The organism is Propionivibrio dicarboxylicus, assembly GCF_900099695.1.
In the GTDB taxonomy this organism is placed as follows: Bacteria; Pseudomonadota; Gammaproteobacteria; order Burkholderiales; family Rhodocyclaceae; genus Propionivibrio; species Propionivibrio dicarboxylicus.
In genome coordinates this window covers 45,595-70,757 of the sequence record NZ_FNCY01000005.1, presented here as the reverse complement: position 1 = coordinate 70,757, position 25,163 = coordinate 45,595, and the positions used below count along the sequence as shown (strand labels likewise).

General features: G+C 63.2%; 27 protein-coding genes. 12 read left to right on the top strand and 15 right to left on the bottom strand.

What is annotated here, in order from left to right; genetic code table 11:
* Positions 1 to 779: 779 nt before the first annotated feature.
* Both mnmA and BLR25_RS07725 read right to left on the bottom strand, forming a co-directional pair.
* Positions 780 to 1,886, bottom strand: coding sequence for a tRNA 2-thiouridine(34) synthase MnmA (mnmA, locus tag BLR25_RS07730; RefSeq protein WP_091936553.1), 1,107 nt, complete (start codon positions 1,884 to 1,886; stop codon positions 780 to 782).
* Between the two features lie 2 nt (positions 1,887 to 1,888).
* Positions 1,889 to 2,341: an NUDIX hydrolase gene (locus BLR25_RS07725; RefSeq protein WP_091936551.1), complete on the bottom strand. Its 453-nt coding sequence runs from the start codon at positions 2,339 to 2,341 to the stop codon at positions 1,889 to 1,891.
* A 127-nt stretch (positions 2,342 to 2,468) separates the two neighbouring features.
* Here BLR25_RS07725 and BLR25_RS07720 point away from each other — a divergent pair, with 127 nt between their 5' ends.
* From BLR25_RS07720 to BLR25_RS07695, 6 genes are all read left to right on the top strand, one after another.
* Positions 2,469 to 3,470, top strand: a complete 1,002-nt coding sequence (locus BLR25_RS07720; RefSeq protein WP_091936232.1) for a branched-chain amino acid transaminase — start codon at positions 2,469 to 2,471, stop codon at positions 3,468 to 3,470.
* 60 nt (positions 3,471 to 3,530) lie between these two features.
* Positions 3,531 to 3,725 carry a zinc-finger domain-containing protein gene (locus tag BLR25_RS07715; RefSeq protein WP_091936230.1) on the top strand — a complete coding sequence of 65 codons (195 nt, stop codon included), beginning with the start codon at positions 3,531 to 3,533 and terminating at the stop codon, positions 3,723 to 3,725.
* A gap of 23 nt (positions 3,726 to 3,748) precedes the next feature.
* Positions 3,749 to 4,798, top strand: coding sequence for a lipopolysaccharide heptosyltransferase II (waaF, locus tag BLR25_RS07710; protein ID WP_091936227.1), 1,050 nt, complete (start codon positions 3,749 to 3,751; stop codon positions 4,796 to 4,798).
* Positions 4,795 to 5,235 (top strand): YybH family protein, encoded by a 441-nt coding sequence (locus BLR25_RS07705; protein WP_091936225.1) that lies wholly within the window; start codon positions 4,795 to 4,797, stop codon positions 5,233 to 5,235. Before waaF ends, BLR25_RS07705 begins: the two co-directional genes overlap by 4 nt.
* Positions 5,235 to 6,194 carry a hydrolase gene (locus BLR25_RS07700; RefSeq protein WP_091936223.1) on the top strand — a complete coding sequence of 320 codons (960 nt, stop codon included), beginning with the start codon at positions 5,235 to 5,237 and terminating at the stop codon, positions 6,192 to 6,194. The genes BLR25_RS07705 and BLR25_RS07700 overlap by 1 nt, the downstream gene beginning before the upstream one ends.
* Before the next feature lie 146 nt (positions 6,195 to 6,340).
* Positions 6,341 to 7,603 (top strand): EAL and HDOD domain-containing protein, encoded by a 1,263-nt coding sequence (locus BLR25_RS07695; RefSeq protein ID WP_091936221.1) that lies wholly within the window; start codon positions 6,341 to 6,343, stop codon positions 7,601 to 7,603.
* A 15-nt stretch (positions 7,604 to 7,618) separates the two neighbouring features.
* Here BLR25_RS07695 and BLR25_RS07690 read toward each other — a convergent pair whose 3' ends face one another.
* Positions 7,619 to 9,775: a methyl-accepting chemotaxis protein gene (locus BLR25_RS07690; RefSeq protein ID WP_091936218.1), complete on the bottom strand. Its 2,157-nt coding sequence runs from the start codon at positions 9,773 to 9,775 to the stop codon at positions 7,619 to 7,621.
* 282 nt (positions 9,776 to 10,057) lie between these two features.
* On the opposite strand from BLR25_RS07690, the gene BLR25_RS07685 reads away from it, so the two are divergent.
* On the top strand, positions 10,058 to 10,624 hold the full coding sequence (locus BLR25_RS07685; RefSeq protein ID WP_245715495.1) for a DOMON-like domain-containing protein: 567 nt from the start codon (positions 10,058 to 10,060) through the stop codon (positions 10,622 to 10,624).
* 18 nt (positions 10,625 to 10,642) lie between these two features.
* Positions 10,643 to 11,851, top strand: a complete 1,209-nt coding sequence (locus BLR25_RS07680) for an exo-beta-N-acetylmuramidase NamZ family protein (protein ID WP_091936213.1) — start codon at positions 10,643 to 10,645, stop codon at positions 11,849 to 11,851.
* A gap of 31 nt (positions 11,852 to 11,882) precedes the next feature.
* Here BLR25_RS07680 and BLR25_RS07675 read toward each other — a convergent pair whose 3' ends face one another.
* The 3 genes from BLR25_RS07675 to BLR25_RS07665 are packed head-to-tail and all read right to left on the bottom strand — an operon-like array spanning position 11,883 to position 13,398.
* Positions 11,883 to 12,506, bottom strand: coding sequence for a CoA pyrophosphatase (locus tag BLR25_RS07675; protein ID WP_091936211.1), 624 nt, complete (start codon positions 12,504 to 12,506; stop codon positions 11,883 to 11,885).
* Positions 12,503 to 12,763 (bottom strand): hypothetical protein, encoded by a 261-nt coding sequence (locus BLR25_RS07670; RefSeq protein WP_091936209.1) that lies wholly within the window; start codon positions 12,761 to 12,763, stop codon positions 12,503 to 12,505. Before BLR25_RS07670 ends, BLR25_RS07675 begins: the two co-directional genes overlap by 4 nt.
* 11 nt (positions 12,764 to 12,774) lie before the next feature.
* Positions 12,775 to 13,398, bottom strand: a complete 624-nt coding sequence (locus BLR25_RS07665) for a retropepsin-like aspartic protease family protein (protein WP_245715494.1) — start codon at positions 13,396 to 13,398, stop codon at positions 12,775 to 12,777.
* Positions 13,399 to 13,415: 17 nt separating this feature from the next.
* On the opposite strand from BLR25_RS07665, the gene BLR25_RS21240 reads away from it, so the two are divergent.
* A complete protein-coding gene (locus BLR25_RS21240) occupies positions 13,416 to 13,652 on the top strand; it encodes a hypothetical protein (protein WP_176785795.1) in 237 nt (78 codons plus the stop codon).
* A 74-nt stretch (positions 13,653 to 13,726) separates the two neighbouring features.
* Here the strand turns inward: BLR25_RS21240 and rquA are convergent, their stop codons facing one another.
* The 7 genes from rquA to BLR25_RS07630 all read right to left on the bottom strand — a co-directional run bounded on the left by rquA (position 13,727) and on the right by BLR25_RS07630 (position 21,128).
* Positions 13,727 to 14,437, bottom strand: coding sequence for a rhodoquinone biosynthesis methyltransferase RquA (rquA, locus tag BLR25_RS07660; RefSeq protein ID WP_091936206.1), 711 nt, complete (start codon positions 14,435 to 14,437; stop codon positions 13,727 to 13,729).
* Between the two features lie 332 nt (positions 14,438 to 14,769).
* Positions 14,770 to 17,784 carry a DEAD/DEAH box helicase gene (locus tag BLR25_RS07655; protein ID WP_218122664.1) on the bottom strand — a complete coding sequence of 1,005 codons (3,015 nt, stop codon included), beginning with the start codon at positions 17,782 to 17,784 and terminating at the stop codon, positions 14,770 to 14,772.
* 50 nt (positions 17,785 to 17,834) lie between these two features.
* On the bottom strand, positions 17,835 to 18,329 hold the full coding sequence (locus BLR25_RS07650; RefSeq protein WP_091936204.1) for a YajQ family cyclic di-GMP-binding protein: 495 nt from the start codon (positions 18,327 to 18,329) through the stop codon (positions 17,835 to 17,837).
* A gap of 110 nt (positions 18,330 to 18,439) precedes the next feature.
* Positions 18,440 to 18,751 carry a pyrimidine/purine nucleoside phosphorylase gene (ppnP, locus tag BLR25_RS07645; RefSeq protein WP_091936201.1) on the bottom strand — a complete coding sequence of 104 codons (312 nt, stop codon included), beginning with the start codon at positions 18,749 to 18,751 and terminating at the stop codon, positions 18,440 to 18,442.
* Positions 18,752 to 18,753: 2 nt separating this feature from the next.
* The gene (locus BLR25_RS07640) at positions 18,754 to 18,963 is read right to left on the bottom strand and encodes a DUF2788 domain-containing protein (RefSeq protein ID WP_091936199.1); all 210 of its coding nucleotides are present in this window, start codon (positions 18,961 to 18,963) and stop codon (positions 18,754 to 18,756) included.
* Between the two features lie 42 nt (positions 18,964 to 19,005).
* Complete coding sequence (gene argF, locus BLR25_RS07635; protein ID WP_091936197.1) at positions 19,006 to 19,941, bottom strand: ornithine carbamoyltransferase; 936 nt, start codon at positions 19,939 to 19,941, stop codon at positions 19,006 to 19,008.
* Positions 19,942 to 19,955: 14 nt separating this feature from the next.
* Positions 19,956 to 21,128, bottom strand: coding sequence for an aspartate aminotransferase family protein (locus BLR25_RS07630; RefSeq protein WP_091936195.1), 1,173 nt, complete (start codon positions 21,126 to 21,128; stop codon positions 19,956 to 19,958).
* A 201-nt stretch (positions 21,129 to 21,329) separates the two neighbouring features.
* Between BLR25_RS07630 and BLR25_RS07625 the strand changes: the two genes are divergently transcribed.
* Positions 21,330 to 22,136, top strand: a complete 807-nt coding sequence (locus BLR25_RS07625) for a ParA family protein (RefSeq protein ID WP_091936193.1) — start codon at positions 21,330 to 21,332, stop codon at positions 22,134 to 22,136.
* On the opposite strand, the gene BLR25_RS07620 is transcribed toward BLR25_RS07625, so the two are convergent.
* Together BLR25_RS07620 and rpsT are read right to left on the bottom strand one after the other, a co-directional pair.
* Positions 22,133 to 22,369 (bottom strand): hypothetical protein, encoded by a 237-nt coding sequence (locus BLR25_RS07620; RefSeq protein WP_091936190.1) that lies wholly within the window; start codon positions 22,367 to 22,369, stop codon positions 22,133 to 22,135. The genes BLR25_RS07625 and BLR25_RS07620 overlap by 4 nt on opposite strands.
* A 165-nt stretch (positions 22,370 to 22,534) precedes the next feature.
* Positions 22,535 to 22,801, bottom strand: coding sequence for a 30S ribosomal protein S20 (gene rpsT, locus BLR25_RS07615; RefSeq protein ID WP_091936188.1), 267 nt, complete (start codon positions 22,799 to 22,801; stop codon positions 22,535 to 22,537).
* A gap of 160 nt (positions 22,802 to 22,961) precedes the next feature.
* Between rpsT and murJ the strand changes: the two genes are divergently transcribed.
* The gene (murJ, locus tag BLR25_RS07610; protein ID WP_091936185.1) at positions 22,962 to 24,500 is read left to right on the top strand and encodes a murein biosynthesis integral membrane protein MurJ; all 1,539 of its coding nucleotides are present in this window, start codon (positions 22,962 to 22,964) and stop codon (positions 24,498 to 24,500) included.
* A 30-nt stretch (positions 24,501 to 24,530) separates the two neighbouring features.
* The gene (locus tag BLR25_RS07605; RefSeq protein ID WP_091936183.1) at positions 24,531 to 25,160 is read left to right on the top strand and encodes a YbhB/YbcL family Raf kinase inhibitor-like protein; all 630 of its coding nucleotides are present in this window, start codon (positions 24,531 to 24,533) and stop codon (positions 25,158 to 25,160) included.
* Positions 25,161 to 25,163 lie beyond the last annotated feature (3 nt).

The following is a 25,163-nucleotide window of genomic DNA, read 5'->3' as shown; positions in this document are numbered from 1 at the left end:
TCTTTCGGTTTTGACTTGTTCGAAGACCGGTGAACGATAGCGAAACGCTATTGGCATCTTTTCGATCTCTGAATTTTTAGCCCAAGGACTGGCCGAAAAGCCATTTCTATGGTTCTTTTTCGGCTCGACAGATGCCCCTCACACTGTTTTTTTTCGCACTCAACAACGACACAAACACCCTCACCGACACCGCAGGACGCCGCCGGTCTCGCATGCCGGAAAGGAATCCGGCACATGCCGACATGCTTGTTATTGCGCCCGGATTTCTGCCGTCTGATTCCTGACACCGACAACCCGAAGTGTTCTTGCTGCCCAAGCAATGACCATCTTTTGTGACGCCATTATCGAATAGCCATTCACGTTTTTATGTGGCATTTTTCATGGACTTGAATTTATTTCATCGCTTTCAACGGCAGCTTCTCCGGACTTTCATCGCCCGGCGTAGTCATACCTTTTGCATATCCATACGCGACACACCGTTGCTTTCCGCACACCTCCATGACAGGTTCAGCGCTTCCGAAGAGGCCGGCCGCTCAGCATGTTTCTGCGTGACATGGTTAACGGTGTTGAAATTATTCTTATTGCGCGTTGCGGGCACGGCGTTACCGCGCCGCCACCGGCGCGAGAAGCGAGGACGCACGCGGATGGGCGACAGTCAACGCTGCATCGCGAAATTCCGGCGATGTCGGCGACCCAGGCCCAGTCCGGGCCAAGAAAAGATGGCGCCGGAACGCGCAAGCCCCTCGGCCACGGCCGGGGGCGACCACTCCATCGGAATATCAGTCGATGATACCGCCGCCGAGACAGACGCGGCTTTCGTACACCACGACTGACTGTCCCGGCGTCACCGCCCACTGCGGCGCGGCGAAGCGAATGCGGCAGGCGTCGCCGTCCACCGCTTCGATTTCGCAGGGCGCGTCGGCCTGGCGATAACGTGTCTTGGCCGCATAGACCCAGTGCGTGTGCGGCGCCGTGCCGGACACCCAGGACAGCTGCCCGGCCTGCAACTCCTCGCGCAACAGGGCCGGATGATCGTGGCCCTGGACGACATACAGCACGTTGCGCGCCATGTCCTTGCCGGCGACAAACCAGGCCGCGTGCTCGCCCGTCTCGCTGCCCTTGCCGCCCTTGATACCGCCGATCTGCAAGCCCTTGCGCTGACCGAGCGTGTGATAGGTCAGCCCGTCGTGCTCGCCGAGCACGCGATCGTCATCGAGACAGCGTATCTCGCCTTTCTTCGGCGGCAGATAGCGCATCAGGAATTCCTTGAACGGCCGCTCGCCGATGAAGCAGATGCCGGTCGAGTCCTTCTTGACGGCGACGTGCAGGCCGGCGTCCTCGGCCATGCGACGCACGTCGCGCTTGTAGATGTCGGCCAGCGGAAAGAGCGCCTTCGAGAGCTGCTGCTGGTTCAGCCGATGCAGGAAATAGCTCTGGTCCTTGGTGCCGTCCTCGGCCTTGAGCAGTTGGAAGCCGCCATTGAATTCGCGCACGCCGGCGTAGTGCCCGGTGGCGATTTTCTCGGCCCCCATGCGCATGGCGTGGTCGAGAAAGGCCTTGAACTTGATCTCCGAATTGCACAGCACGTCCGGATTGGGCGTGCGCCCGGCCTGGTATTCCTTGAGGAATTCGGCGAAGACGCGCTCCTTGTATTCCTTGGCGAAGTTGACCACCTCGACGTCGATGCCGATGCGGTCGGCGACACTCATGACGTCGATCAGGTCCTGTCGCGAGGAGCAATATTCGTCGTCGTCATCGTCTTCCCAGTTCTTCATGAACAGGCCGACGACGTTCCAGCCCTGCTGCTTGAGCAGCAAGGCGGCAACCGAGGAGTCCACGCCGCCGGAAAGACCGACGACGACCGTTTTTCCCGTGCCCGTCGCCATCGTCAGCGGCACGGATAGTGGGTGATCAGATCGAGCGGCGCGCGCTTGCCGGCGCACCAGTCCTCGACACATTGCAGCACCATCGGGCTACGCAGCTGCGCCTGTCGCTCGCGCAGTTCGGCCAGCGTCAGCCAGCGCGCGGCGATGATGCCCTCATCGAGCGGACGCGCGGCATCATGGCCGGTCGCCCGGCCGGTGAAGACAAAGCGCAAATAGGTGATGTCGCGGGCTTCGTTGCGCCAGTTGTAGATGCCGACCAGCGCCTCGGGCGCGAAGCTGTAGCCGGTTTCCTCCAGCACCTCGCGGATCACCGCCTCGGTCAGCGCCTCGCGACACTCGAGATGCCCGGCCGGCTGGTTGAAGCGGACGCCGTCGTCGGTGACTTCCTCGACGCATAAAAACTTGCCGTCATTCTCGATGACAGCGGCAACGGTAACATTCGGCTTCCAGTTCATGACGGGCTCCTGCAACGACTCGAAAACCCACATTTTACCGCCAAGAACGCTCTGAAATCGGCTAAAATTTGAGCTTTTGGCACCCCGCCAAACCCACTATACCGACAATCATTCAGGAGAACGCACCATGTCCATGGCCGATCGCGACGGGTTCATCTGGCAAGACGGAAAACTCGTTCCGTGGCGCGAAGCCACCACCCACGTCCTCACCCACACCCTGCACTACGGCATGGGCGTTTTCGAGGGCGTCCGCGCCTACAAGGCGGCCAAGGGCACGGCCATCTTCCGTCTCGAAGAGCATACCGACCGTCTGTTCAATTCGGCCAAGATCTTCCAGATGAAGATGCCCTGGGACAAGGCGACGATCATCGAAGCGCAGAAGGAAGTCGTGCGCGCCAACAAGCTCGAATCCTGCTACATCCGCCCGATCGTCTTTTACGGTTCGGAAGCCATGGGCATCGCCGCCAGCACCCTGTCGGTGCATGTCGCCATCGCCGCCTGGCCGTGGGGCGCCTACCTCGGTGCCGAGGGTATGGAAAAGGGTATCCGCATCAAGACCTCGTCCTTCACCCGCCACCACGTCAACATCAACATGTGCCGCTCGAAGTCGGTCGGCACCTACACCAACTCGATCCTGGCCCACCAGGAAGTGGCGCAGGACGGCTATGACGAAGCACTGCTGCTCGACGTCGACGGCTACGTCGCCGAGGGCGCCGGTGAGAACATCTTCATCGTCAAGGGCGGCAAGCTCTACACCCCGGACCTCACTTCCTGCCTCGAAGGCATCACGCGCTCGTCGGTGCTGACGCTGGCCGACGAACTCGGCCTGCAGGTCATCCAGAAGCGCATCACGCGCGACGAAGTCTATTGCGCCGACGAAGCCTTCTTCACCGGCACGGCAGCGGAAATCACGCCGATCCGCGAACTCGACAACCGCCAGATCGGCGAAGGTCGCCGCGGCCCGATCACGACCCAACTGCAGACGCTCTTCTTCGACTGCGTCAACGGCCGCGTGCCGGCGCACGAAGACTGGCTGTCGTACGTGGCGCTCGACAAGGCGCCGGTCGAGGCGGTGACCAACGGCGTCGTCAGCTTCGACGGCCTCGCCGAATCGGTGACCAAGCACTGATGCCTTGGGGAAGGCCGCCGGCCTTCCCCGGTCTCCTCCACCGCACGCGCCCGAACGATCATGACCACGACCTCCGCACGCCCCGCCGTTGAAGTCACCGCCGACGACCTCCCGCTGCACTGCCCGCCGGCGAAAGCCCCGGCCTGGAATCTGCATCCGCGCGTTTTTCTCGACGTCGTTCACACTGGCGAAGCCGTCTGCCCCTACTGCAGCACCCGCTACGTTCTCAAGGGCGAGGCGCCCAAAGGGCATTGACCGCCTCGCCAGGAACCGGCCCGATGCGTGACGAACGGAATGCCGGACCACCCGGAAAACGCAGCGCGCTGATCGTCGCGCCGGCCTGGATTGGCGACACCGTCATGGCGCAGCCGCTGTTCATGCGCCTGCGCGAACGTCATCCCGACCTCAGCCTCGACGCACTGGCTCCGCCCTGGGTGGCACCGGTGCTGCGACGCATGCCGGAAATCGCCGAGGTCATCGACAATCCCTTCGCCCACGGCGAACTGGCGCTGACCGACCGCTATCGGCTGGCGCGCAAGCTGGCCCAGCGCGGTTACGACGCCGCCTACATCCTGCCCAATTCGCTCAAGTCGGCGCTGATTCCCTGGCTGGCCGGGATTCCCGAACGCATCGGCTTTACCGGCGAATCGCGCTATGGGCTGATCAACCGGCGCCACACGCTCGACAAAGCGGCGCTGCCGAAGATGGTCGAGCGTTTCGCGCAACTGGCCGAAGCCCCCGGTGCACCGCTACCGCGCCCGGTGCCCGATCCGAAACTTGCCGCCACGCCCGATGCAACGCTGGCGGCGCTGGCGCTTTCGCGTCCGGCCAAACTCGCCGTCTTCTGTCCCGGCGCCGAATACGGCCCGGCCAAACGTTGGCCCGCCGCCCATTTCGCCGCCCTCGGCGACCGCCTGGCCGCACTTGGCTACGGCGTCTGGCTGCTCGGCTCGGGCAAGGACCGCGTCGTCGGCGACGAGATCGTCCACCTCGCCGCCACGCCGCCGGCCAACCTGTGCGGCAGCACCTCGCTGGCCCAGGCCATCGACCTCATCGCGCTCGCCGATGTCGTCGTCTGCAACGACTCCGGGCTGATGCACGTCGCTGCCGCGGTCGGCCGTCCGCTCGTCGCTCTCTACGGCTCCTCATCGCCCGGCTTCACGCCGCCGCTGACGCCGCGGGCACAGATTCTTTCCCTGGAACTCGCCTGTAGCCCCTGTTTCAAGCGCGAGTGTCCGCTCGGCCACCTCGACTGCCTGAACCGGCTCGACCCGGAACGGGTACTCGCCGCCTGCCTGAATGCCACCCCGCCGGAGGTCACGCCATGACCACGATTTTCACCACCCCTGAAGACGCCGAGGAGGCGTTCTACGATGCCATCAGCCGCGCCGATCTCGACGCCCTGATGAGCGTCTGGTCGGAAGACGAGGAGATCGTCTGCATCCACCCGACCGGCCAGCGACTGTGCGGCCATGCCGGCGTGCGCGAAAGCTGGCGCAACATTTTCGAGGGCAACGCGCGCTTTCGCGTCCACCTCAAGCACAGCATGCGCTGGAAAGGCGTCCTGCATGCCGTGCACAACGTCGTCGAGATGCTCTACCTCGGCAACGACCCGACGCCGCACGGTCCGATCCTGTCGACCAACATCTACCAGCGCGGCGCCAATGGCTGGCGCTTGCTGCTGCGCCACACATCAAGCGGCAACGAAGACGCCAGCGACGACGATGCCGGCGCCGCCGGCGCGGCGACGCACACGCTGCACTGATGCGCTACACGCCGCCTCGCTGGCTACCCGGGGGTCACGCCCAGACGCTGTATCCGCTGCTGATCAAGCCGGAGGCCCCGGCGTTCCGACGCGAGCGCTGGGAAACCCCGGACGGCGACTTCATCGACCTCGACTGGAAGAATGCTACCGAGACCGACGGCGACAATCCCTTGTTGCTGCTCTTCCACGGCCTCGAAGGCAGCTCCGACAGCCACTACGCCCGCTCGCTGGTACGGGCGGCCTTCGCCATCGGCTGGAGCAGCGTCGTCGTCCATTTCCGCGGCTGTTCGGGCGAACCGAACCGCCTGCCGCGCGCCTACCACTCGGGTGATAGCGAAGAGATCGACTGGATCGTGCGACGCCTGCGCGCGCTGCATCCGCACCGCAGACTCCATACTGTTGGCATTTCACTCGGCGGCAACGCCCTGCTCAAATGGCTCGGCGAACAAGGCCAGGCCGCCACCGCGCTGGTCGATACGGCAGCGGCCGTCAGTGCGCCGATCGACCTCGCCGCCTGCGGCCACCATCTCGCCCGCGGTTTCAACGCACTCTACACGCAGCATTTTCTCTATACGCTGAAGCCGACCTCGCTCGCCAAGCTGAAGTGCTTTCCCGGCCTGCTTGACGAGCGCAGCATCCGCCGCGCCCGGACGCTGTACGATTTCGACGACGCGGTCACGGCGCCGCTGCACGGCTTCGCCGGCGCCGACGACTACTGGTTCCGCGCCTCGAGCAAGCCCTGGCTCGGCGGCATCGCCGTCCCGACCCTGTTGCTCAACGCCCGCAACGACCCCTTCCTGCCGGCGCACGCGCTGCCCTTGCCGAACCAGGTCTCGCCGCAGGTGTGCCTCGATTTCACCGAACAGGGCGGCCACGTCGGCTTCGTCACTGGCTATCTGCCCGGCCATCTCGACTGGATGCCGCAACGCCTGCTGCGATTTTTCCGCGACGGCAGCTAGGGGAATTCACCGTCGAGCGCTTGATTGTATCGCCCTCCAATCCCTAATCCCCTCCCGATAACATTGGCATAGCAAGGCGGCGCGCTCCGACGTTCGTGTTGATGTTAAGATACCCGTCGAACGCCTGACCAGCCCGGAGATCCGCCATGTCCGACGCGCAATCCCCCCAAGTTTTCCTCGGCCGACAACCGATTCTCGGGCGCGAACAGCAACTGCTGGCCTACGAACTCCTGTTTCGCAACGGCGTCATCGCCACCGGCAACAGCGCCGAAGTGCTCGACGCCACGCAGGCCACCACCACGGTCATCGCCAACGCCTTCGCCGAACTGTCGATCGGCGATTCGCTCGGCCCTTACCGCGCCTACATCAACGTCGACGAGGACTTCCTCTTCAGCGACCTGATCGAGGCCCTGCCGCCGCAACTCGTCGTCCTTGAAATCCTCGAGACGATCCAGCCGACTCCGGAAGTCATCGAACGCTGCAAGGAACTCCATGACAAGGGCTTCACCATCGCGCTCGACGATGTCATTGATGTCACGCCCGCCTTCCTGCCGCTCGTCGACCATGCCGACATCATCAAGGTCGACCTGCTCGGCACACCGCCGGAGCGGCTCGCCCCACTCGTCGCCCAACTCAAACAGCATGGCAAGAAGCTGCTCGCGGAAAAGGTCGAAACAGCCGAACAGCTGGCGGTCTGCCAGCAACTCGGATTCGATTACTTCCAGGGCTATTTCTTCGCCAAGCCGACGATCATCAGCGGACGCAAGCTCAATCCCTCGCAGGTGATCCTGCTCAAGCTGCTGGCGCTCGTCATGCAGGATGCCGAGACCACGGAAATCGAAAACGCCTTCAAGCTCGAACCGGGCCTCACCGTCAACATGCTGCGTCTGACCAACTCGGTCGGCTGCGGCCTGGCGACGCGCGTCACCTCGCTGCGCCACGCCATCACCATCCTCGGACGTCGGCAGATCCAGCGCTGGCTGCAACTGCTCGTCTATACGAACCCGCAGGCAGGCGGCGTCAAGACCGGCAGCCCGCTGCTGCAACTCGCGGCAACGCGCGGTCGCCTGATGGAACTGCTCGCCGAGCACCTGCAGACGAAGGACCGCGAATTTTCCGACCAGGCCTTCATGGTCGGCATCATGTCGCTGATGCCGGCGCTGCTCGGCATGGCGATCGCCGATATCCTCGCGCAACTGCCGGTGGCACCGCGGGTCAGCGACGCACTGATCAACAAAGGCGGCCCGCTCGGCCTGCTGCTCCAACTCGTCGAAGCGACCGAGCAACTCGATCCGGCCATCGTCCAGCAAGCGCTCGACCGCCTGCCGTCGATCCGGCCGCAGCAACTCGAAACGGCGCTGGCCGAAGCCTTCGCCTGGGCCAATCACCTCAACGAGGAATCGACCTGAACGACTGACCGACGTTCAGATCTTGAAACCGGCGACCGAGCCCTTCAGGCTCGCCGCCAGCGTCGACAACTGGCCGACCGTCTCGGCCGAGGACTTCGTCCCGCGCGAAGTCAATTCAGTGATGGCCAGAATGTCGCGCATCGAGGCGTTGACGCACTCGGCGAGGCGGTTCTGATCCTCGGTTTCGCGCGCAATCGACTCGATCAGCCGCGCCAGTTCGCCCGACACCTTGCCGATCTCAGACAGCGCCGAACCGGCCGCGTCCGAGAGTTTCGCGCCTTCGACGACACCCTGCGTCGACAGCTCCATGGCCGCCACCGCATCACGCGTATCGGCCTGAATTGTCTTGACGAGCGCCGCGATCTGCTTGGTCGCCTCGCCCGAGCGTTCGGCCAGTCGCTGCACTTCCTCGGCAACCACCGAGAAGCCCCGTCCGGCCTCGCCAGCCGCCGCCGCCTGGATCGCCGCATTGAGCGCCAGCACATTGGTCTGCTCGGTAATATCCGAAATCAGTTCGACGATCTCGCCGATCTCCTGCGACGATTCGCCGAGTCGCTTGATGCGCTTGGCCGTCTCCTGGATCTGGACGCGAATCTCGCCCATCCCGCGGATCTGATTATCGACGGCGGATGCCCCCTGCTCGGCCGCCGCCAGCGACGCATTGGCAACCTTCGAGGACTCGGCCGCCGACGCCGACACGCCCTGGATCGAATCGACGATCAGACTGACCGTGCGGTTGGTGTTCTCGATTTCGCTCGACTGCTTGCCGGCGGCGTCGAGAAGCTCCTGGGAAATACGCTGCGCCTCGCTCGTCGTGCGCGTCACCTGCTCGGTCGCTCGGTTGATTTCAATGATCAGCGAACGCAATTCCTCGATCGTGTAGTTGATCGAATCGGCGATCGCCCCGGTCAGGTCCTCGGTCACCATCGCCCGTACGGTCAGATCGCCATCGGCGAGATCGGCCATGTCGTTGAGCAGGCGCAGGATGGCCTCCTGGTTGGCCTTGTTCTCGGCCTCGGAAGCGAGACGGCGACGCACCGTTTCCTGGTTGAAAACGCGTACCAGCAGATAGAGCGCCGTCAACGCCAGCATCGCCAGCAGCACCTCGCCGATCGCCGACAACCGCATCTGCGTGTTGCGCTCGTAGAAATCGGCGAGATTGATCGCCTCCATCAGCAGGACTTCGGCGTCGCGCTGAATGGCCAGGCTGGCGACGCGCGCATCGACGAGTCCTTCGTTGTTTCTTTCGACGATTTGCTGCAACTGCGAGTATGCCTCGCTCTGTTCCGACATGCGCCGGAGCAGACGCACGAGATCGGTGTCACCGACCGGAGCGATGCCCAGGGCCGCATCGCCGGCAATGAAGGCGTTCACCAGTTGGCGGAAGCGCTTGATGCTGTTGAGCAGTTGCGGCACCCACTCCGGATTGTAGGACTCGCCCGACAGCAGGCTATTGGTATAGCGCGACATCTGCGACACGGCCAGCGGCACCTGATAGGCCGTACTCAATTCCCGTGCCGGCAAGCGCGCCGCCGCCACCTGGGCAAAATCGCGCGCCAGCAGGCTCAGCATGCCATCGGCCGAGTTGGCTTGATTGACCCGCTCGGCCAGCAGCACGAGATTGCCTTTCTGATCGAGCAGGGAGTGAATCGACGGCTTTCCCGCCGCCGGCACGAAGGTCCGGATCCAGATCTGGCTGACGGTTTCGAGCGAGGCCGGCACCTCCATGAGGAACCCGGTTTTCGCCTCGATCGACCACAGGTTGTTGCCGAAGCGCACATAGGCGTCTTCCATGACGTCGAAACCCTCGACATCGCCAAGCAATGCCAGATTCATGCCGCGGGTGAGGCGCTGCGACAACATCTGCATTTCGGTCGACACGGCACGCATCTCGCTGTAGCGCGCCGACAACCGGAATGCCAGCGAGGCCAGCACCACCAGTGCGACAGTCGCGGCGATCATGACGGCAAGCAAAAGGGTCATTTGCGAACGCGGCGGCATATGGCCGATCCAGGGCAAGGGCTTGAGCAGGCGCTGATCGGCGGCGTCGATCGCCAGCGTCTTGCCGCTGCGTTCGGCGTCGCGCCAAGCCTCACGCGCCTCCCCTTTTTCCGAGGACGCGCCTGCCTTCATGCGCGAAAGCACAGCCGCAATCCTGCCGAAAAATGCCATTCGATTCTCCTTGCCGCATCCGGCGCGACGCCGTCGCCGCAGTCACGGCACGTCCAAGCCATGCGATCCACCGCAAGTATCAAGGAGCCTCCAGCCCCTGTCAATGAAGGCGCCGGAGCGACATCCGACAAAATGTCGCGCGACTATGCTGTTCGCTTCGCCACGAAGGCGCCGGAATAAGAGCCTATTTCGGCAGGGCTCGCGGGCCGCGATCCCTGCCGAAATAGGCTCTAAATTGGAAGTGGATTAAAATCGCGGGCACGCCCCACGGACCCCTTCGGCATGCATCCCACCGTTCATCATCTTCCGCTCGGAACGCACCCGACCACGCCAGCGCCCATGGTCGGCAGCCTCGACGTCGTCGTCACGCGTCGCGCCGACGCGCTCGAACTCCGCTATTGCCTGCGCGGCGACATCGCGCGCCTGCGCGTACCGGGACACGAATCGCCCGAGCGCCGCGATGGCCTGTGGGAACACACCTGCTTCGAAGCCTTCATCGCCGTCGCCGGTCAATCGGCTTACCGGGAATTCAATTTCTCGCCCGCCGGTCATTGGGCCGTCTATGATTTTTCGGCAACGCGCCAGCCGGCCGCCACGCCAGTGACGACAGCGCCATCGATCGACAGCGAAGGCTCGGCCGGCCGCCTCGAACTCGCCGTCACGCTGACGGCCGCGCACTTGCCGCCGGACGCCCTCGCCGCCGACCTCGAGATCGGCCTCTGCGCCGTCATCGAATGCGTCGACATGCTCGACGACGCGCTCAGTTACTGGGCGCTGCACCACCCGGGCGAACGCCCCGATTTCCACCGCCGTGACGGTTTCGCTTTCCGACTCGCCGCCATCGCATGATTTTCTGAAGGCCCCGCCATGCCCATTTCCTTCGGTCTCGACCGCCTGCTCAACGATCCGCAACTGCGCCGTCCGCTGACCGGCCAGCGCCTGGCGCTCGTCGCCCACCCCGCCTCGGTAACCGCCGACCTCACGCATGCGCTCGACGCGCTGGCGCAACAGCCCGAACTCAGCCTGAGCGCGGCCTTTGGCCCGCAACACGGCCTGCGCGGCGACAAGCAGGACAACATGGTCGAATCGCCCGACTATCTTGACCCGCAACACGGCATCCCGGTCTTCAGCCTCTACGGCACGGTGCGGCGACCGACCGACGCAATGATGGCGCACTGCGACTGCCTTCTGATCGACCTGCAAGACCTCGGCTGCCGCATCTACACCTTCATCACGACGCTGCGCTATTTGCTCGAAGCCGCCGCCGCGCATGGCAAGCGCGTCCTCATCCTCGACCGCCCGAACCCGGCCGGACGGCCGGTCGAGGGTCTGCTGCTACGCCCGGGCTGGGAAAGCTTCGTCGGCGCCGGACCCTTGCCGATGCGGCACGGCCTCACCATGGGCGAACTGGCCGCCTGGTTCATCGCCGAACTCAAACTCGACCTCGACTGCGACGTCATTACCATGGACGGCTGGCAACCGGAGCAAGCGCCCGGCTTCGGCTGGCCGCTCGGCGAACGCAACTGGATCAACCCGAGCCCGAACGCCCCCAACCTCTCGATGGCACGCTGCTATGCCGGCACCGTCATGCTCGAAGGCACGACGCTGTCGGAAGGCCGCGGCACGACACGACCGCTCGAACTCTTCGGTGCCCCCGACCTCGACGCCCGTCGCCTGATCGCCCGCATGCACGCACTGGCACCGCAGTGGCTGGCGGGGTGCCGACTGCGCGACTGCCACTTCGAGCCGACATTCCACAAGCATAGCGGGCGACTCTGCAACGGCGTGCAGATTCACGTCGAGGACGCCAGCTACCAGCATCAACGCTTCCATCCCTGGCGCCTGATGGCGCTCGCCTTCAAGGCGATCCGCGCCGAGATGCCCGACTACCCGCTCTGGCGCGATTTCCCTTACGAATACGAGCACGACCGACTGGCCATCGATCTCATCAACGGCAGTCCGCTGCTGCGGCAATGGGTGGATGATCCCGACGCGACGCCGGGCGATCTCGACGCGCTCTGCGCGCCCGACGAATCGGCCTGGCTGGAGCGGCGGCGGGACTTTCTGCGCTACTGAACGAGGCCCTGCCGCCGTTGCCCCGGCGGCCTCAGGCCGTCAGCGCACGGTGCAAGGACAGGATGATGCCGGCTGTCGCGCCCCAAATGAAATAGTCCTGGTACGGCACGGCGTAGAATTTGCGCGGCCGTCCGTTGCGCTGGATGACATGCTCCTGATGGTTGGCCGGGTCCATGAGAAAATCGAAGGGCACCTCGAAGACCTGCGCGACCTCGTGCGCGTCCGGCGACAACTCGAAGGGCGGCGTCACCAATCCGACGACCGGCGTGACGCGATAGCCGGTGATCGTGCAGTAGTCCGGCAAAAACCCGATGACATCGATGTGCTCGGACGACAGCCCGATTTCCTCCTGTGTTTCGCGCAAGGCGGTGTGCACAGGCGACTGGTCCTCGGGCTCGACCCGTCCGCCAGGAAAACTGATCTGACCCGGATGATCGCGCAGATGGTCGGTACGCTGCGTCAGCAACACGAACCAGCCGGCGTCGCGCCGGACAATCGGGAACAACACCGACGCCGGCGTCAGGGACTCCGGCGAGCTGCCATCATCACCGACGTGCAATTCGCAGGCGACCGGCACCGACAGCAGCACGCGCCGGAGCTGCCCGGCTGCAGCGCCGATGTCCGATTCTGCCGTCAGTGCAAGTTCAGACGTCATTTGCTGTCGTCATCGTCTTCCTGGATCTCGGCGCGAACGGCGTCGAGCGCGTCCTGCAAGGTGTCCTCGGTCAGCGAATTGATCGAGGTCGCCACCAGATCGGCGGACTCCACCGCCCGGACCGGCAGGTGCTTGCTTTCGAGACTGGCGATCAGGGCGGCGGCCGCGCCAACGACGCGCAACAGGGTCTGCCGCTCTCCCATCAGGATTTCCAACTCCCGGCGTAACATCAAAATTTCCTGCTCGCGATGCGGCATGATACGTTCTCCTAATAATTTTTCTTGAGCGTCATGGTATCGCCATTTCGCTGCATTTCCATTCGATTCAGGAAACTCATGCCCAGTAATACCACGGGCATGTCCTGGGCATGGACCACTGCCTCGACATCATTGAGGACAATCTCTCCCACCTTGACGGTCTTCAACCTGACCCGCGACACCTGGGTCAGGCCGTTGGCCGTCTGCGCGACACCGCTCGATCCGGACGAGGGATCGATGCCAAGGCGCCGCGCCTCCGATGCGCCGATCGACACGAGCGACGCGCCGGTATCGACGATGAAGCGCACCGTCATTCCGTTGATGCTGCCGTTCGCCAAAAAATGGCCGGCGGTATCGGCGGTGATGACCGCCACCGTCCTGGCGTCGGCCTGCGGTCGCTGCACGACATTCTCGCCGACACGCAACTGCCGTCGACGCCCATCGATCTCGATCGCCACGCTGTCGCCGTCGATCGCCAGCACCTGAACGCCTTCTGCCGTGCGAACGCCGACCGGAACGATGCGCGGCTCGCCACCATTGATGACCAGCAAGGCCTTGCCGGGAAACATGCCCGACACACCGACATCGACAGCCCACCCCGGCGTGCCCCACAGGCAGGCCAGCGCGACAAGCATCGAACACGCGCTTCGCCTTGCAAAACGACTATCGCGCAATAAGCCTGTCGCCATCATCTGCTTTGCCAAAACCGAAGGACATGGCTATTTTGCCACATTCCGGCACCCGCTCCCGGTTCCGGGAAAAATCGTCACTGCGTCACCAGCGCACCGCCCCGCAAAACCGCCCCGATAAGTGCCATTGGCATACCACCGCCGGTCTGCGCAATCGACTCGGAAAAATGCGTTTCGACCTGGCGAACGAACAGTCGTGAACAGCTCCGGCGAGCACGCGACGCACATAAAAAAAAGCGCGGCGGCGCCGCGCTTTTTTTTGGCTGAAGAGGTCTCAGTCCTTGTGCTTGACTACCACGCACTGATAGACGCCGGCGAAGAAGGTCTTCTTCTCCCAGGTGAAGCGCTCGGGATTCTTGGCGTAGTGGCTGATCTCGTTATGCCAGAGCGCCTCGGCGAACGGCTCGAGCAGGCGGTTGACGAGCTTCAGGATGTAGCGGATCGGCTGCCACTTGGCCGGGTTGTGGTAATCGACGAAGACCAGTTTGCCGCCGCGCGGCACCTGCTTCAGGAGGTTATCGACGATTTCGAACTTCTTGCCTTCGGGCACTTCGTGCAACAGGAAGAAGCTGCAGATAAGATCGTAGCTGCCCTCGCCGTGACCGCCGAACTCTGCCGCGTCGGCGCGCATCACGCGCGTCCAGTCCATTCCGGCGAGCTTGCGCGTGCCATGCTCGATCTGCACCGGCGTCACATCGGTCAGGTGGAACGCGCCCTTCGGACCGACCTTCTGCGCAGCACGGGTGACGAGGTCGCCATACACATGCGCGACCTGCCAGACCTTCGAGCCCGGCTCGATCTCATTCAGGTAAGCGCGCATCAGACGTTGGTCGTTGAGGAACAGCAGGATGCGCACGACGATATTGCGATCCAGGGCTTGTACCCATTTGGGATCGACGTACGCCCAGTCATATACCTCGGTCATATAGGCCGGAACACCGTCGTAATAGGGATCGACGGCAAGGGTCGGATGATTGTTGGTCATAATAAGTCCTGTCTGCTCCTGGATAAGGCACCCGCGAAGCGATTCAAAGCAATGAGAAACCTGAGGCGGAAACCTGCACGGGCAAGCACGAACGGATGCAGACGGAACGGCACGACGTGACAACGACGATAGCAGGGACAACAACCGCGAAACCCAGAATTATCCCCGTCATCGCCTTACAGGTCAAACACTTGCTGAAAAATGAAAGCCCCTGACAAGCGCATTGGATTATGAATCGGCGGCAAGGAAAACAGGTTTCGGCCGCAATATTTGCCTGACAGCCGCATCAGCGCAGGCGGCGACGCCCGCCCCAAGTCAATGGCGAGGGCGCGTTAGTCCGGGAGTGGCGAGAAGAGCGCGGCGATATCCTCCTCGCCGAACTTGAGTTCGATACCGCGATCGTCGGAGAGAATCCCGTCGGCGAGTTCGGCCTTGCGCTCCTGCAACGCCAGGATACGTTCTTCGATACTGCCGGCGACGATCAGCTTGTAGACGAAGACCGGCTTGTCCTGGCCGATCCGGTGGGCACGGTCGGTCGCCTGGTTTTCGACGGCCGGATTCCACCACGGATCGAAATGGATCACCGTATCGGCCGCTGTCAGATTGAGACCGACGCCTCCCGCCTTCAGGCTGATCAGGAAGATCGGCACCTCGCCGGCCTGAAAACGCCGCACCGGCGTCTCGCGGTCGACGGTGTCGCCGGTGAGGATCACGTAATTCAGCCCGATCCGCTTCAACTCGCTCTCGATCAGGGCCAGCATGCGCGTGAATTGCGAGAAGAGGAGGATGCGGCGACCTTCCTCGACCTGCTCGGGCAACATCGTCATCAGCAGATCGAGCTTGGCGCGCTCCTTGACGCGCTGGGCGAGCGGCGTGCGCACCAGGCGCGGATCGCAACAGACCTGCCGCAACTTTAGCAGCGCGTCGAGAATGACGATCTGGCTGCGGCCGAAGCCCTTGCTCACCACTTCCTCGCGCACCATCGCGTCCATGGCCACGCGCACCGCTTCGTAGAGGTCGCGCTGACCGCCCGACAACTCCACCTTGCGCACGATCACCGTCTTCTCGGGCAACTCGCGCGCCACCTCCTCCTTGCGCCTCCGCAGGACGAAAGGACGCACACGCCGGGCCAGCAGTCCGCGGCGCCCGTTGTCGCCCTGCTTCTCGATCGGCACACGCCAGTAGCGCATGAAATTGGAATTGGTTCCGAGAAAGCCCGGCAGCAGGAAGTCGAACTGGCTCCACAACTCGCCCAAATGGTTCTCGAGCGGCGTGCCGGTCAGGCACAGGCGATGCCGGGCGTCGATCTTGCGCACCACCTCGGCGCCCTGACTGCGCGCGTTCTTGACCGTCTGCGCCTCGTCGAGGAGCAGCAGATGGTAGCGATGCCGTTTGAGATCGGCGGCGTCGCGCCACAGCAGCGGATAGGTCGTCAAGACGACGTCATGATTCGGAATCTCGTCGAAACGCGCCTTGCGCTCAGCCCCGTGCAAGGACAGGATCGACAAGCCAGGGGCAAAACGCGCCGCCTCGTTGCGCCAGTTGAAGATTAGCGAGGTCGGCAGGACGACGAGCGCCGGACGGTCGAGCCGTCCCGCCTCTTTTTCGATCAGCAGATGCGCCAGCGCCTGCGCCGTCTTGCCAAGCCCCATGTCGTCGGCGAGGATGCCGGACAAATTATGTTCGCGCAGAAATTGCAGCCAGGCGACGCCTTCGCGCTGATAGCCGCGCAATTCGAGACCGAGCCCCGCCGGCGGCACGATCTCGCCGACACCTTGGGCGGCGACCAGGCGCTCGGCCAGGGCCAGCACATCGTTCTGGCCGCGGAATTGCCAGCGACTGGTATCGCCGAGTTCGCGCAAGCGCGTCGTATCGAAACGCGAGACGCGCAGCGTCGCCGAACCCGACAGTCCTTCGAAAAGATCCATCAGTGTCGCCGCCAGGGGTTTGATGCGCGCCGCCGGTGCGCGGATGCGCCGGTTGGCGGGCGTCATCAGATCGATCAACTCGGCGTCGTCGATCTGATGCAGGGCGAACGAATCGAGCCAGCGCGCATCGCGGCGGAACAGCGAGGCGAGAAGCGGCGCCAAAGGCAGGCGCTCGCCTTCGACGACGATCCCCATGTCAAGATCGAACCAACCGCTGTCGGACTCGATCAGTTGCGCATCCCAGGCCTCGATTTCGAGCGCGTGATGCCGAAAATCTTCGTCGAACTCGACCTGCCAGCCGCTTTCCCGCAAACGCGGCACGGCAGATTGCATGAAGACATCCCAATCGGCCTCGCGCGCCAGCGCAAAGGCATCGTCGGGCGGACTGCCATAGGCGAACAGCACCTCGGCCGGCAGCTTTTCGAGTCCGCACGCCTGCAAGGCGGTCATCAGCGCCTGCTCGCGTTCGCGACGCCGCACGAGCGCGACGGTCTCGCCGTCGGGCAAGCGGAGAAAATCGCGGGTTTCATCCGGGCGAAGTTCGACATCCTGATAGCGGAACGACGGAAAGGCGGCGTCGAACATGCCGCCGCTGCGCACTTCCGGATAGGCGCGCCAGGCTTGGTGCCCGGCCACCGGCACGGTCTGCAGGCGCAACACGGCCACTGGCGTCGCATCGACGCGACGCAGGGAGACGCCGGCCTGCAGGACCGAGAGTTGCGCCTCGGCATCGGGCAGCGCCAGCACGTCGGACAATCGCGCCGCCTCGGTCACCGGCACCGGCGGCAAGGCCAGCACCTGCGCCAGACGTTCCGGCGCGACATCAAGCGTCAATTCGCCGATCAGCCCGTCGTCCAGATCGACGTACCAGGGTGAGGCAAAGGGAATGACCAACGCCGCTTCGGGGACCGCCGCCAGCGTCGCCGCACAACACCCGTGACCATCCGGACACCAGCGCAACGTTCCCGGCCGCGGCTCGGCCCAGGCCAGCGGAGAACGGTCACCGGCCGGGCACAAGCGCCCGGTCAGCGATGCGCGACGCAGGATCTCGCCGCCGGTCGCCGAGGTCAGCGCGAAAGCACGCAGGCCGTTGGCATAACCGCGACTTTCCCAGATGAGGCGCAGGATGGCCGCGTCTTCCTCGCCGACGAAGGGCGGCAGCTTGCCGAAAGCCCGGTCGAAGTCCCACCACTCTTCGCTGTTTTCCGGATCGCGTCCCTTGACGACGGAAATGCCGAAAGCCGTCGCCTGGATATTCCAGTGCAATAGATAGAACAGCTGACTGCGCCCGGCAGCGACGCGGATCGTCGTCTTGCTGACCGCGTTCGACACGCGACGCAACTCTTCAGTCCAGGAAAATGCGCCGGGTCTGATGGTTTCTTCCGCTTCTGCGGGCTTATCGACGATTTCGGAGGCCATGAATCACGTTTCGCAGTTGAGGACTGTCCGCCTCCGCCACATCCCTTCGCTCAATCCCTGAAGTTGCCGGTCTTGATCGGGAAATCGGTGATCGATTTATTGATCAGCGCGATGCAGGACTGCAATTCGTCGCGCTTGGCGCCGGTGACGCGCACCGCATCGCCCTGGATCGACGCCTGCACCTTGAGCTTCGAATCCTTGACGAGCTTGACGATCTTCTTGGCGAGTTCGCTCTCGATGCCGACCTTGATCTTGAGTTCCTGCTTGACCTTGTTGCCCGACACCTTCTGCACGTCCTGGGCGTCGAGGCGTTTGACGCTTTCCTTTTCCTTCTTTTCCATCGCCGGGAAAAGGATGTCCTTGATCTGGTCGAGCTGGAAATCGGAATCGCCGAACAGGGTGATCACCTTGTCCTTCTCGTTCAGTTCGATCTTGGCCGACGTACCCTTGAAATCGTAGCGCGCGTCGATCTGTCGGCCGACGACGTCGATGGCGTTTTTCAGCGCCACCATGTCGGCCTCGGAAGAAAAATCAAAGCTGGGCATGCTTGCTCCTTGTTCGCGTTAGGACTCGTCGGACCGCGGGGCGACGATGAATGTACACCGGCCACCGGCGTGCGCCCGAAATGGTCGCGACACCGGTTGGCCGCCGGTTTTCAGCCGAAGTGGCAGACGTAGTGATACGGCGCGTCGCAGGCGATCTCGAAGGAGGAGTTGCCGGGCACGTTGAACGACTGGCCCTCGCCGTAGACCTTCCAGTCGCTTTCGCCCTTGAGGCGAACCTTGCAGCTGCCGCCGACGCCTTCCATGATTTCCGGCGCGCCGGTATTGAAGACCAGCGATGACGGCAGGATGACGCCGACCGTCTTCTTCGTGCCGTCGGCGAACTGCACCGTGTGGCTGACGCACTTGCCGTCGAAATAGACGTTGGCCTTCTTGACGACACTGACATTATCGAATTGCGACATGATTACATTCCCCACAATTTCTGAATGATGAACTTGGCAACGAAACCGAGCATGCCAAAGGAAAGAACGAAAAACAGGATGGCGGTTCCCATCTTCCCAGCCCGCGCCTTCCACGCCAGCTCGCCGATGATGAAGAGCATGTAGAGCATGAAGGCGCCGACACCGAAACTCATGCCGAACGCCGCCACCTGCTCCTCACTCAGACCGAACATCGACCCTCGTCTTTCGCATCGCGTGCGCTAAATGAAAACCGGTCAGGCCTCGACCCGACCGATCACCAGGAACTCCATCAGAGCCTTCTGCACATGCAGCCGGTTCTCCGCCTCGTCCCACACCTTGCTCTGCGGCCCGTCGATGACCTCGGCCGAGACTTCCTCGCCGCGATGCGCCGGCAGGCAATGCAGGAAGATCGCATCGTCCTTGGCCGCCTGCATCATCTCGGCATCGACCTGGAAGTCGGCGAACGCGCGCATCCGCGCCTCGTTCTCGGCTTCGAAACCCATCGACGTCCACACGTCGGTGGTGACGATATCGGCACCGCGTGCCGCCTCCATCGGATCGGCGAACCACTCGAAATGGCTGCAATCCTTGAGACCGGCGAGTTCCGGCTTGACTTCGTAACCGGCCGGCGTCGACACATTGACCTTGAAACCGAGCACCTCGGCCGCCTGCAACCAGGTGTAGCACATATTGTTCGAATCGCCGATCCATGCCACCGTCTTGCCCTGGATGGGACCGCGCTGCTCGATATAGGTGTAGATGTCGGCCATGATCTGGCACGGGTGGAACTCGTTGGTCAGGCCGTTGATCACCGGTACGCGCGAATTCGCCGCCAGCCGCTCGACGATCGTCTGCTCGAAGGTGCGGATCATGATCACGTCGCACATCCGCGACATCACCTGCGCCGCATCCTCGACCGGTTCGCCGCGCCCGAGTTGCGAATCGCGGGTGTTGAGATAGATGGCGGCGCCACCGAGCTGCTGCACACCGGCCTCAAAGGAAAGCCGCGTGCGCGTGCTCGCCTTCTCGAAAATCATCACCAGCGTCCGGTCGGCCAGCGGCCAGTAACGCTTGTATGCCTTGAATTGTTCCTTGATCCAGCGCGTACGCTCGAACAGGTAATCGAATTCCTCGCGCGTAAAATCGCTGAACTGCAGAAAATGCCGTACCGACCTAACGCTATTCGTCATATTGGCTCCTTTGCTCAACCCTTCAGGAACGCCTTGATCAGGCCCGACAGGCGCAGCACCAGTTCGCTCGCTTCTTCGGCACTGAAAGTCAGCGGCGGCAACAGGCGCACGACCTTGTCGGCCGTCACATTGATCAACAGGCCTTCTGCCAAGCCCTGCGCAACGAGCTCGGCACACGGCCGGTCAAGTTCGATGCCGATCATCAGGCCCTGGCCGCGCACCTCGACGAAACCCTTCACACCGGACAGCGCCTCGGTCATTCCACGACGGATCAGGTCGCCGATCTCGACGGCATTGCCGAGCAGATTGTCGCGCTCGACAACGTGCAAGGTGGTCAATGCCGCCGCCATCGCCAGCTGGTTGCCGCCGAAGGTGGAGCCGTGATTACCCGGACCGAACAGTCCCGCCGCCTTGCCCGCCGCCAGACAGGCGCCGACCGGAACGCCGCCGCCAAGCCCCTTGGCCAGCGTCGCCACGTCCGGCACAATGCCGGCCTGCTGGAAACCGAACCAGGTACCCGTCCGGCCCATGCCGCACTGCACTTCGTCGCAGATCAGCAACCACCCCTGCTGATCGCAGAGGGCGCGGACGCCACGCAGATACTCGACATCCGCCGGATGCAGCCCGCCCTCGCCCTGAACCGCCTCGAGCATGACGGCGACGATGCCCGACTGATGCTCGACCAGCGAACGAATGGCATTGAGATCGTTGAACGGCACGCGGATGAAGCCTGAGACAAGCGGCTCGAATCCGGCCTGGACCTTACGATTCCCGGTCGCCGACAGCGTCGCCAGCGTGCGCCCGTGGAAAGACTTGTCCATGACGACGATATGCGGATTGTCGATGCCGCGCTGATGGCCGTAGAAGCGCGCCAACTTGATCGCCGCCTCGTTCGCCTCGCAGCCGGAATTGCAGAAAAACACTTCCTGCATCCCTGAAAGCGCCGCCAGTTTGTCGGCCAGTTGTTCCTGCTGCGGCATGCGATACAGATTCGACGTATGCAGCAAACGCCCGGCCTGGGCGGAAATTGCCGCCACCAGATCCGGATGATTGTGACCCAGCGTCGACACCGCGATGCCCGACAGGGCATCGAGATAAATCTTCCCGTCAACATCGGTCACCCAGCTGCCTTCGCCATGGCTGAATGCCACCGGCAAGCGGGCATAGGTATTCATCAGATGAGACATTGCACCCCCAGCGCCCCGGAACGGGCTTCCTAAATTGAAACGGCGGCTAGCGCCGCCGGATGATGAACTACGCATGAAACCGAAGGTACTCGCACAGCGAAAAAACCGTTCGGCAAGGGGTGAAATTCTAAGAGAAATCGGCCCGCTTGTACAGGCGAAAACAGGCGTATTCGAGATCGTGCAGGCACGTTACAATGCGGCATGCGTATCGCCGTCTTCAACCAAAAGGGGGGCGTCGGGAAAACCACGACAACGCTCAATCTCGCCGCCGCCACGTTTCGTGCCGGGGGCCAACCCTTATTGCTCGACCTCGATCCGCAATGCCACCTCTCCCACATCCCGAACGCGGTGCCGCTTGACGCCGGTCGCAGCCTCTTCGGCTTTTTCCAGGGCGTCCGGCCGCTTGAAGCGCTGACACTGAGCTGGGAAGGACTCGGACGCCTGATCCCCTCGCACCAGCAACTGATCAAGGTCGACTCGATCTTCGGCAAGGGGCCGGCGATCCTCAACAAGCTGCGCACCGGACTCGATGCGCTCGAAGAAGCGATTCCCGGCCAGGCGGCGCAGAATACCTTCATCGATTGCTGCCCCTATGTCGGCGTCCTGTCGCTCAACGCGATCTTCGCCTGCGATCTGCTGATCATCCCGATCTCGACCGACTACCTGTCGCTACAGGCGGCCGACCAGATGACGCGCACGCTGGCGATCCTCGAACCGGTCCTCAAGCGCCGCCTCGAACGGCGCTACCTGCTGACCCGCTGCGATCGTCGCCGCAAGATGAGCGAGGACGTCGAATCGCAACTGCGCGAGCGCTACGGAGACGAAGTACTCGCTTCGGTCATCTCTGAGAACGTCACGGTTGCCGAAAGCCCCGCCCGCAACCGCGACGTCTTCACCCACAACGCCACGAGCCAAGGTGCCCGCGACTACCAGACGCTCTACGCCGAGTTGCAGGAAAAGGAATTACTCACCGCACCGGCACCGACCGGCGGCGCACCGGAACACTAACTGCGCGCCGGTCCGCCGGAGATCATATCGACGACGTCTTCGTAGTTCAGCGGCCCCGCGCGCAGCGCAGCGGCCTGCTGGCGCAGTTCGAGGATCTCGCAGCCCTGATAGATCTGGCGCAACTTGCGTTCCGCCTCGTCCTCATCCCGCCCGAAAATGGAAAGATTATCGACGATCGCGCCGTTCCGCGTCCGGATGCGAAAACAGTATTTTGCCGAAACCAATTGCTGCATAAACCGCCCCGATATCAACGAGATATTTCATCAATAGCGAGGAAATTATCTGAATTCAAGGCAAGTGTCTATTTTTTCAGGAAACACGCCCCAATAATGTCCGGCGGAACGGCAAAAAACAAACGGCGCCCACAGGCGCCGTTTCGCTCTGAAAACCAGCCGTGATCAGGCAGCCAGCGCCTTGATCTGAGCCGACAGACGGCTCTTGTGACGCGAAACCTTGTTCTTATGAACGATCTTCTTGTCGGCGATGCGGTCGATGACCGAAACCGATTCCTGATAAATGCTCTGAGCCGCTGCCTTGTCGCCGGCGAGAATCGCCTTCTGCACACGCTTGACTGCTGTACGCAGGCTCGAGCGCAGACTGGCGTTGTGGGCGCGTTGCTTGACGGCTTGGCGGGCGCGCTTACGCGCTTGTGCGCTGTTGGCCATGAATGTTGTCCCTAAAAAAGCTAATGCGTTGATCGAAAACGCGGGATTCTACAGACTTCGACCGTGCGGTGCAAGAATTTTCCGCACGAGAATAGATCGGCGGTTTTTGTCGAACACACAATGCGGCTAAGATGACGGCTTGCCATCGACCCACACCCCCATGAACCTGCTCAAAGCCCTCGCCACCGTCAGTGGCATGACCCTGTTATCGCGCATCCTCGGTTTCGTCCGGGACTTCGTCATTGCCCGCATTTTCGGCGCCGGCATGATGACCGACGCCTTCTTCGTCGCCTTCAAGCTGCCCAACCTGCTGCGCCGTCTGTTCGCCGAGGGCGCCTTCTCGCAAGCCTTCGTGCCGATCCTCGGCGAAACCAAGAACCGGCATAGCGAAGACGACGCCAAGCACCTGATCGACCGCGTCGCCACAATGCTCTTCCTCGTCCTGCTCGTCGTCACCCTGATCGGCATGGCCGGCGCGCCGCTGCTGGTTTACCTCTCGGCGCCCGGCTTCAGCACCGACCCGAACAAATTCGACCTGACCGTACAACTCACGCGCATCACCTTTCCTTATATCCTGTTCATGTCGCTGGTCGCGCTCTCGGGCGGCATCCTCAACACCTGGAACCGCTTCGCCGTCCCGGCCTTCACGCCGGTGCTCCTCAACGTCAGCATGATCGCGCTGAGCCTGTTCGCCGCGCCGTACTTCCAACAACCGGTGCTCGCACTCGCCTGGGCCGTCTTCCTCGGCGGCCTGCTGCAACTGGCGTTCCAGTTGCCGAGCCTCAAGCGTATCGGCATGCTGCCGCGCTTCGTCTTCGACTGGCATGACGAAGGCGTGCGCCGCATCCTGCGGCTGATGGCACCGGCCGTGCTCGGCGTTTCGGTATCGCAGGTCAGCCTTCTGATCAACACCATCTTTGCGTCTTTCCTCGATACCGGCAGCGTCTCGTGGCTGTACTACGCCGACCGGCTCATGGAATTCCCGGCCGGCATGCTCGGCGCCGCGCTCGGCACCATCCTGCTCCCCTCGCTCGCCAAGTACCATGCCAACGACAATTACGACGAATACTCGAAACTGCTCGACTGGGGGCTGCGCCTGACACTATTGCTCGCCGCGCCGGCAGCACTGGCGCTGGCGATCATCGCGGTACCGCTGATCGCCACGCTGTTCCATCACGGCGCCTTCACGTCGCATGACGTGTTCATGACGCGCAACGCCCTCGTCGCCTACAGCGTCGGACTGCTCGGCATGATTCTCGTCAAGGTGCTCGCCCCGGGCTTTTACGCCCGCCAGAACATCCGCACGCCGGTCAAGATCGGGATACTCACGCTATGCATCACGCAAGCGCTCAACCTCGCCCTGATCGGCTGGCTGCAACACGCCGGCCTCGCCCTGTCGATCGGCCTCGCCGCCTGCATCAACGCGACGCTGCTCTATCGCGGACTGCGACGCCACGGCATCTATTCCCCTCAACCCGGATGGATGTCATTCACCCTCAAGCTGATCGTCGCACTGGCGGCCATGGGCGTCGTCCTCTGGCTGACCGCAGGCGATCCGGCCGACTGGCTGCGTTGGCACCTGAGCGAACGGCTGCTCCGGCTGGGGCTGGTCGTCGGACTCGGCGCCATCACTTATTTCGTGACGCTCGCCATCGCCGGTTTCCGGTTCAAGGACTTCAAGCGAAAGGCGGCCGTCTGACGCCTTCAATCCCACCACGGAGACAACGTCATGAGACTCGACAGCAGCAGCTTCAAGGACGGCTCGGCCATCCCCGGCGAGTTCGCCTTCTGCGTCATTGACCCGGCCAATCACGCCCGCCTGAGCGATAACCGCAACCCGCACCTGCGCTGGAGCGACGCCCCCGCCGGGACGCGCTCATTCGCGCTGGTCTGCCACGACCCCGACGTTCCCAGCCGGGGCGACGACGTCAACCAGGAAGGAAAAACCGTCCCGGCCAGCCTTCCCCGTGTCGATTTCTTTCACTGGACGCTGATCGACATTCCGGCAGACCTCCGCGAGATCGGCGCCGGGGAGTATTCGGCCGGCGTCACCGCACGCGGAAAACCCGGCCCGGACAGCCGGAACGGCGCCCGCCACGGAATCAACGACTACACCGGCTGGTTCGCCGGCGACCCGGACATGTGCGGTGACTATTTCGGTTACGACGGCCCCTGCCCGCCGTGGAACGATGCGATCGCACACCGCTACATCTTCACGCTCTACGCCCTCGATATCGAACGCCTGCCACTGAGCGGCGCCTTCACCGGCGCCCAGGTCCGCGCCGCACTCGTCGGCCACATCCTTGCCGAGGCGTCACTGACCGGCATCTACAGCCTGAACCCGACCGTCCGTATCTGATCC

What these genes read in the sequence shown, in the direction of transcription:
- BLR25_RS07715 (WP_091936230.1), top strand. Translation starts at nt 3,531, where the DNA reads ATGACCACGACCTCCGCACGCCCCGCCGTTGAAGTCACCGCCGACGAC.
- BLR25_RS07625 (WP_091936193.1), top strand. Translation starts at nt 21,330, where the DNA reads ATGCGTATCGCCGTCTTCAACCAAAAGGGGGGCGTCGGGAAAACCACG.
- BLR25_RS07655 (WP_218122664.1), bottom strand. Translation starts at nt 17,784, where the DNA reads ATGGCCTCCGAAATCGTCGATAAGCCCGCAGAAGCGGAAGAAACCATC.
- BLR25_RS07665 (WP_245715494.1), bottom strand. Translation starts at nt 13,398, where the DNA reads ATGCTTGTCGCGCTGGCCTGCCTGTGGGGCACGCCGGGGTGGGCTGTC.
- rpsT (WP_091936188.1), bottom strand. Translation starts at nt 22,801, where the DNA reads ATGGCCAACAGCGCACAAGCGCGTAAGCGCGCCCGCCAAGCCGTCAAG.
- waaF (WP_091936227.1), top strand. Translation starts at nt 3,749, where the DNA reads ATGCGTGACGAACGGAATGCCGGACCACCCGGAAAACGCAGCGCGCTG.
- BLR25_RS07685 (WP_245715495.1), top strand. Translation starts at nt 10,058, where the DNA reads ATGCATCCCACCGTTCATCATCTTCCGCTCGGAACGCACCCGACCACG.
- murJ (WP_091936185.1), top strand. Translation starts at nt 22,962, where the DNA reads ATGAACCTGCTCAAAGCCCTCGCCACCGTCAGTGGCATGACCCTGTTA.
- argF (WP_091936197.1), bottom strand. Translation starts at nt 19,941, where the DNA reads ATGACGAATAGCGTTAGGTCGGTACGGCATTTTCTGCAGTTCAGCGAT.
- BLR25_RS07720 (WP_091936232.1), top strand. Translation starts at nt 2,469, where the DNA reads ATGTCCATGGCCGATCGCGACGGGTTCATCTGGCAAGACGGAAAACTC.
- BLR25_RS07630 (WP_091936195.1), bottom strand. Translation starts at nt 21,128, where the DNA reads ATGTCTCATCTGATGAATACCTATGCCCGCTTGCCGGTGGCATTCAGC.
- mnmA (WP_091936553.1), bottom strand. Translation starts at nt 1,886, where the DNA reads ATGGCGACGGGCACGGGAAAAACGGTCGTCGTCGGTCTTTCCGGCGGC.
- BLR25_RS07700 (WP_091936223.1), top strand. Translation starts at nt 5,235, where the DNA reads ATGCGCTACACGCCGCCTCGCTGGCTACCCGGGGGTCACGCCCAGACG.
- BLR25_RS07670 (WP_091936209.1), bottom strand. Translation starts at nt 12,763, where the DNA reads ATGCCGCATCGCGAGCAGGAAATTTTGATGTTACGCCGGGAGTTGGAA.
- rquA (WP_091936206.1), bottom strand. Translation starts at nt 14,437, where the DNA reads ATGACCAACAATCATCCGACCCTTGCCGTCGATCCCTATTACGACGGT.
- BLR25_RS07680 (WP_091936213.1), top strand. Translation starts at nt 10,643, where the DNA reads ATGCCCATTTCCTTCGGTCTCGACCGCCTGCTCAACGATCCGCAACTG.
- BLR25_RS07605 (WP_091936183.1), top strand. Translation starts at nt 24,531, where the DNA reads ATGAGACTCGACAGCAGCAGCTTCAAGGACGGCTCGGCCATCCCCGGC.
- BLR25_RS07650 (WP_091936204.1), bottom strand. Translation starts at nt 18,329, where the DNA reads ATGCCCAGCTTTGATTTTTCTTCCGAGGCCGACATGGTGGCGCTGAAA.
- ppnP (WP_091936201.1), bottom strand. Translation starts at nt 18,751, where the DNA reads ATGTCGCAATTCGATAATGTCAGTGTCGTCAAGAAGGCCAACGTCTAT.
- BLR25_RS07690 (WP_091936218.1), bottom strand. Translation starts at nt 9,775, where the DNA reads ATGGCATTTTTCGGCAGGATTGCGGCTGTGCTTTCGCGCATGAAGGCA.
- BLR25_RS07695 (WP_091936221.1), top strand. Translation starts at nt 6,341, where the DNA reads ATGTCCGACGCGCAATCCCCCCAAGTTTTCCTCGGCCGACAACCGATT.
- BLR25_RS07675 (WP_091936211.1), bottom strand. Translation starts at nt 12,506, where the DNA reads ATGACGTCTGAACTTGCACTGACGGCAGAATCGGACATCGGCGCTGCA.
- BLR25_RS07705 (WP_091936225.1), top strand. Translation starts at nt 4,795, where the DNA reads ATGACCACGATTTTCACCACCCCTGAAGACGCCGAGGAGGCGTTCTAC.
- BLR25_RS07620 (WP_091936190.1), bottom strand. Translation starts at nt 22,369, where the DNA reads ATGCAGCAATTGGTTTCGGCAAAATACTGTTTTCGCATCCGGACGCGG.
- BLR25_RS07640 (WP_091936199.1), bottom strand. Translation starts at nt 18,963, where the DNA reads ATGTTCGGTCTGAGTGAGGAGCAGGTGGCGGCGTTCGGCATGAGTTTC.
- BLR25_RS07725 (WP_091936551.1), bottom strand. Translation starts at nt 2,341, where the DNA reads ATGAACTGGAAGCCGAATGTTACCGTTGCCGCTGTCATCGAGAATGAC.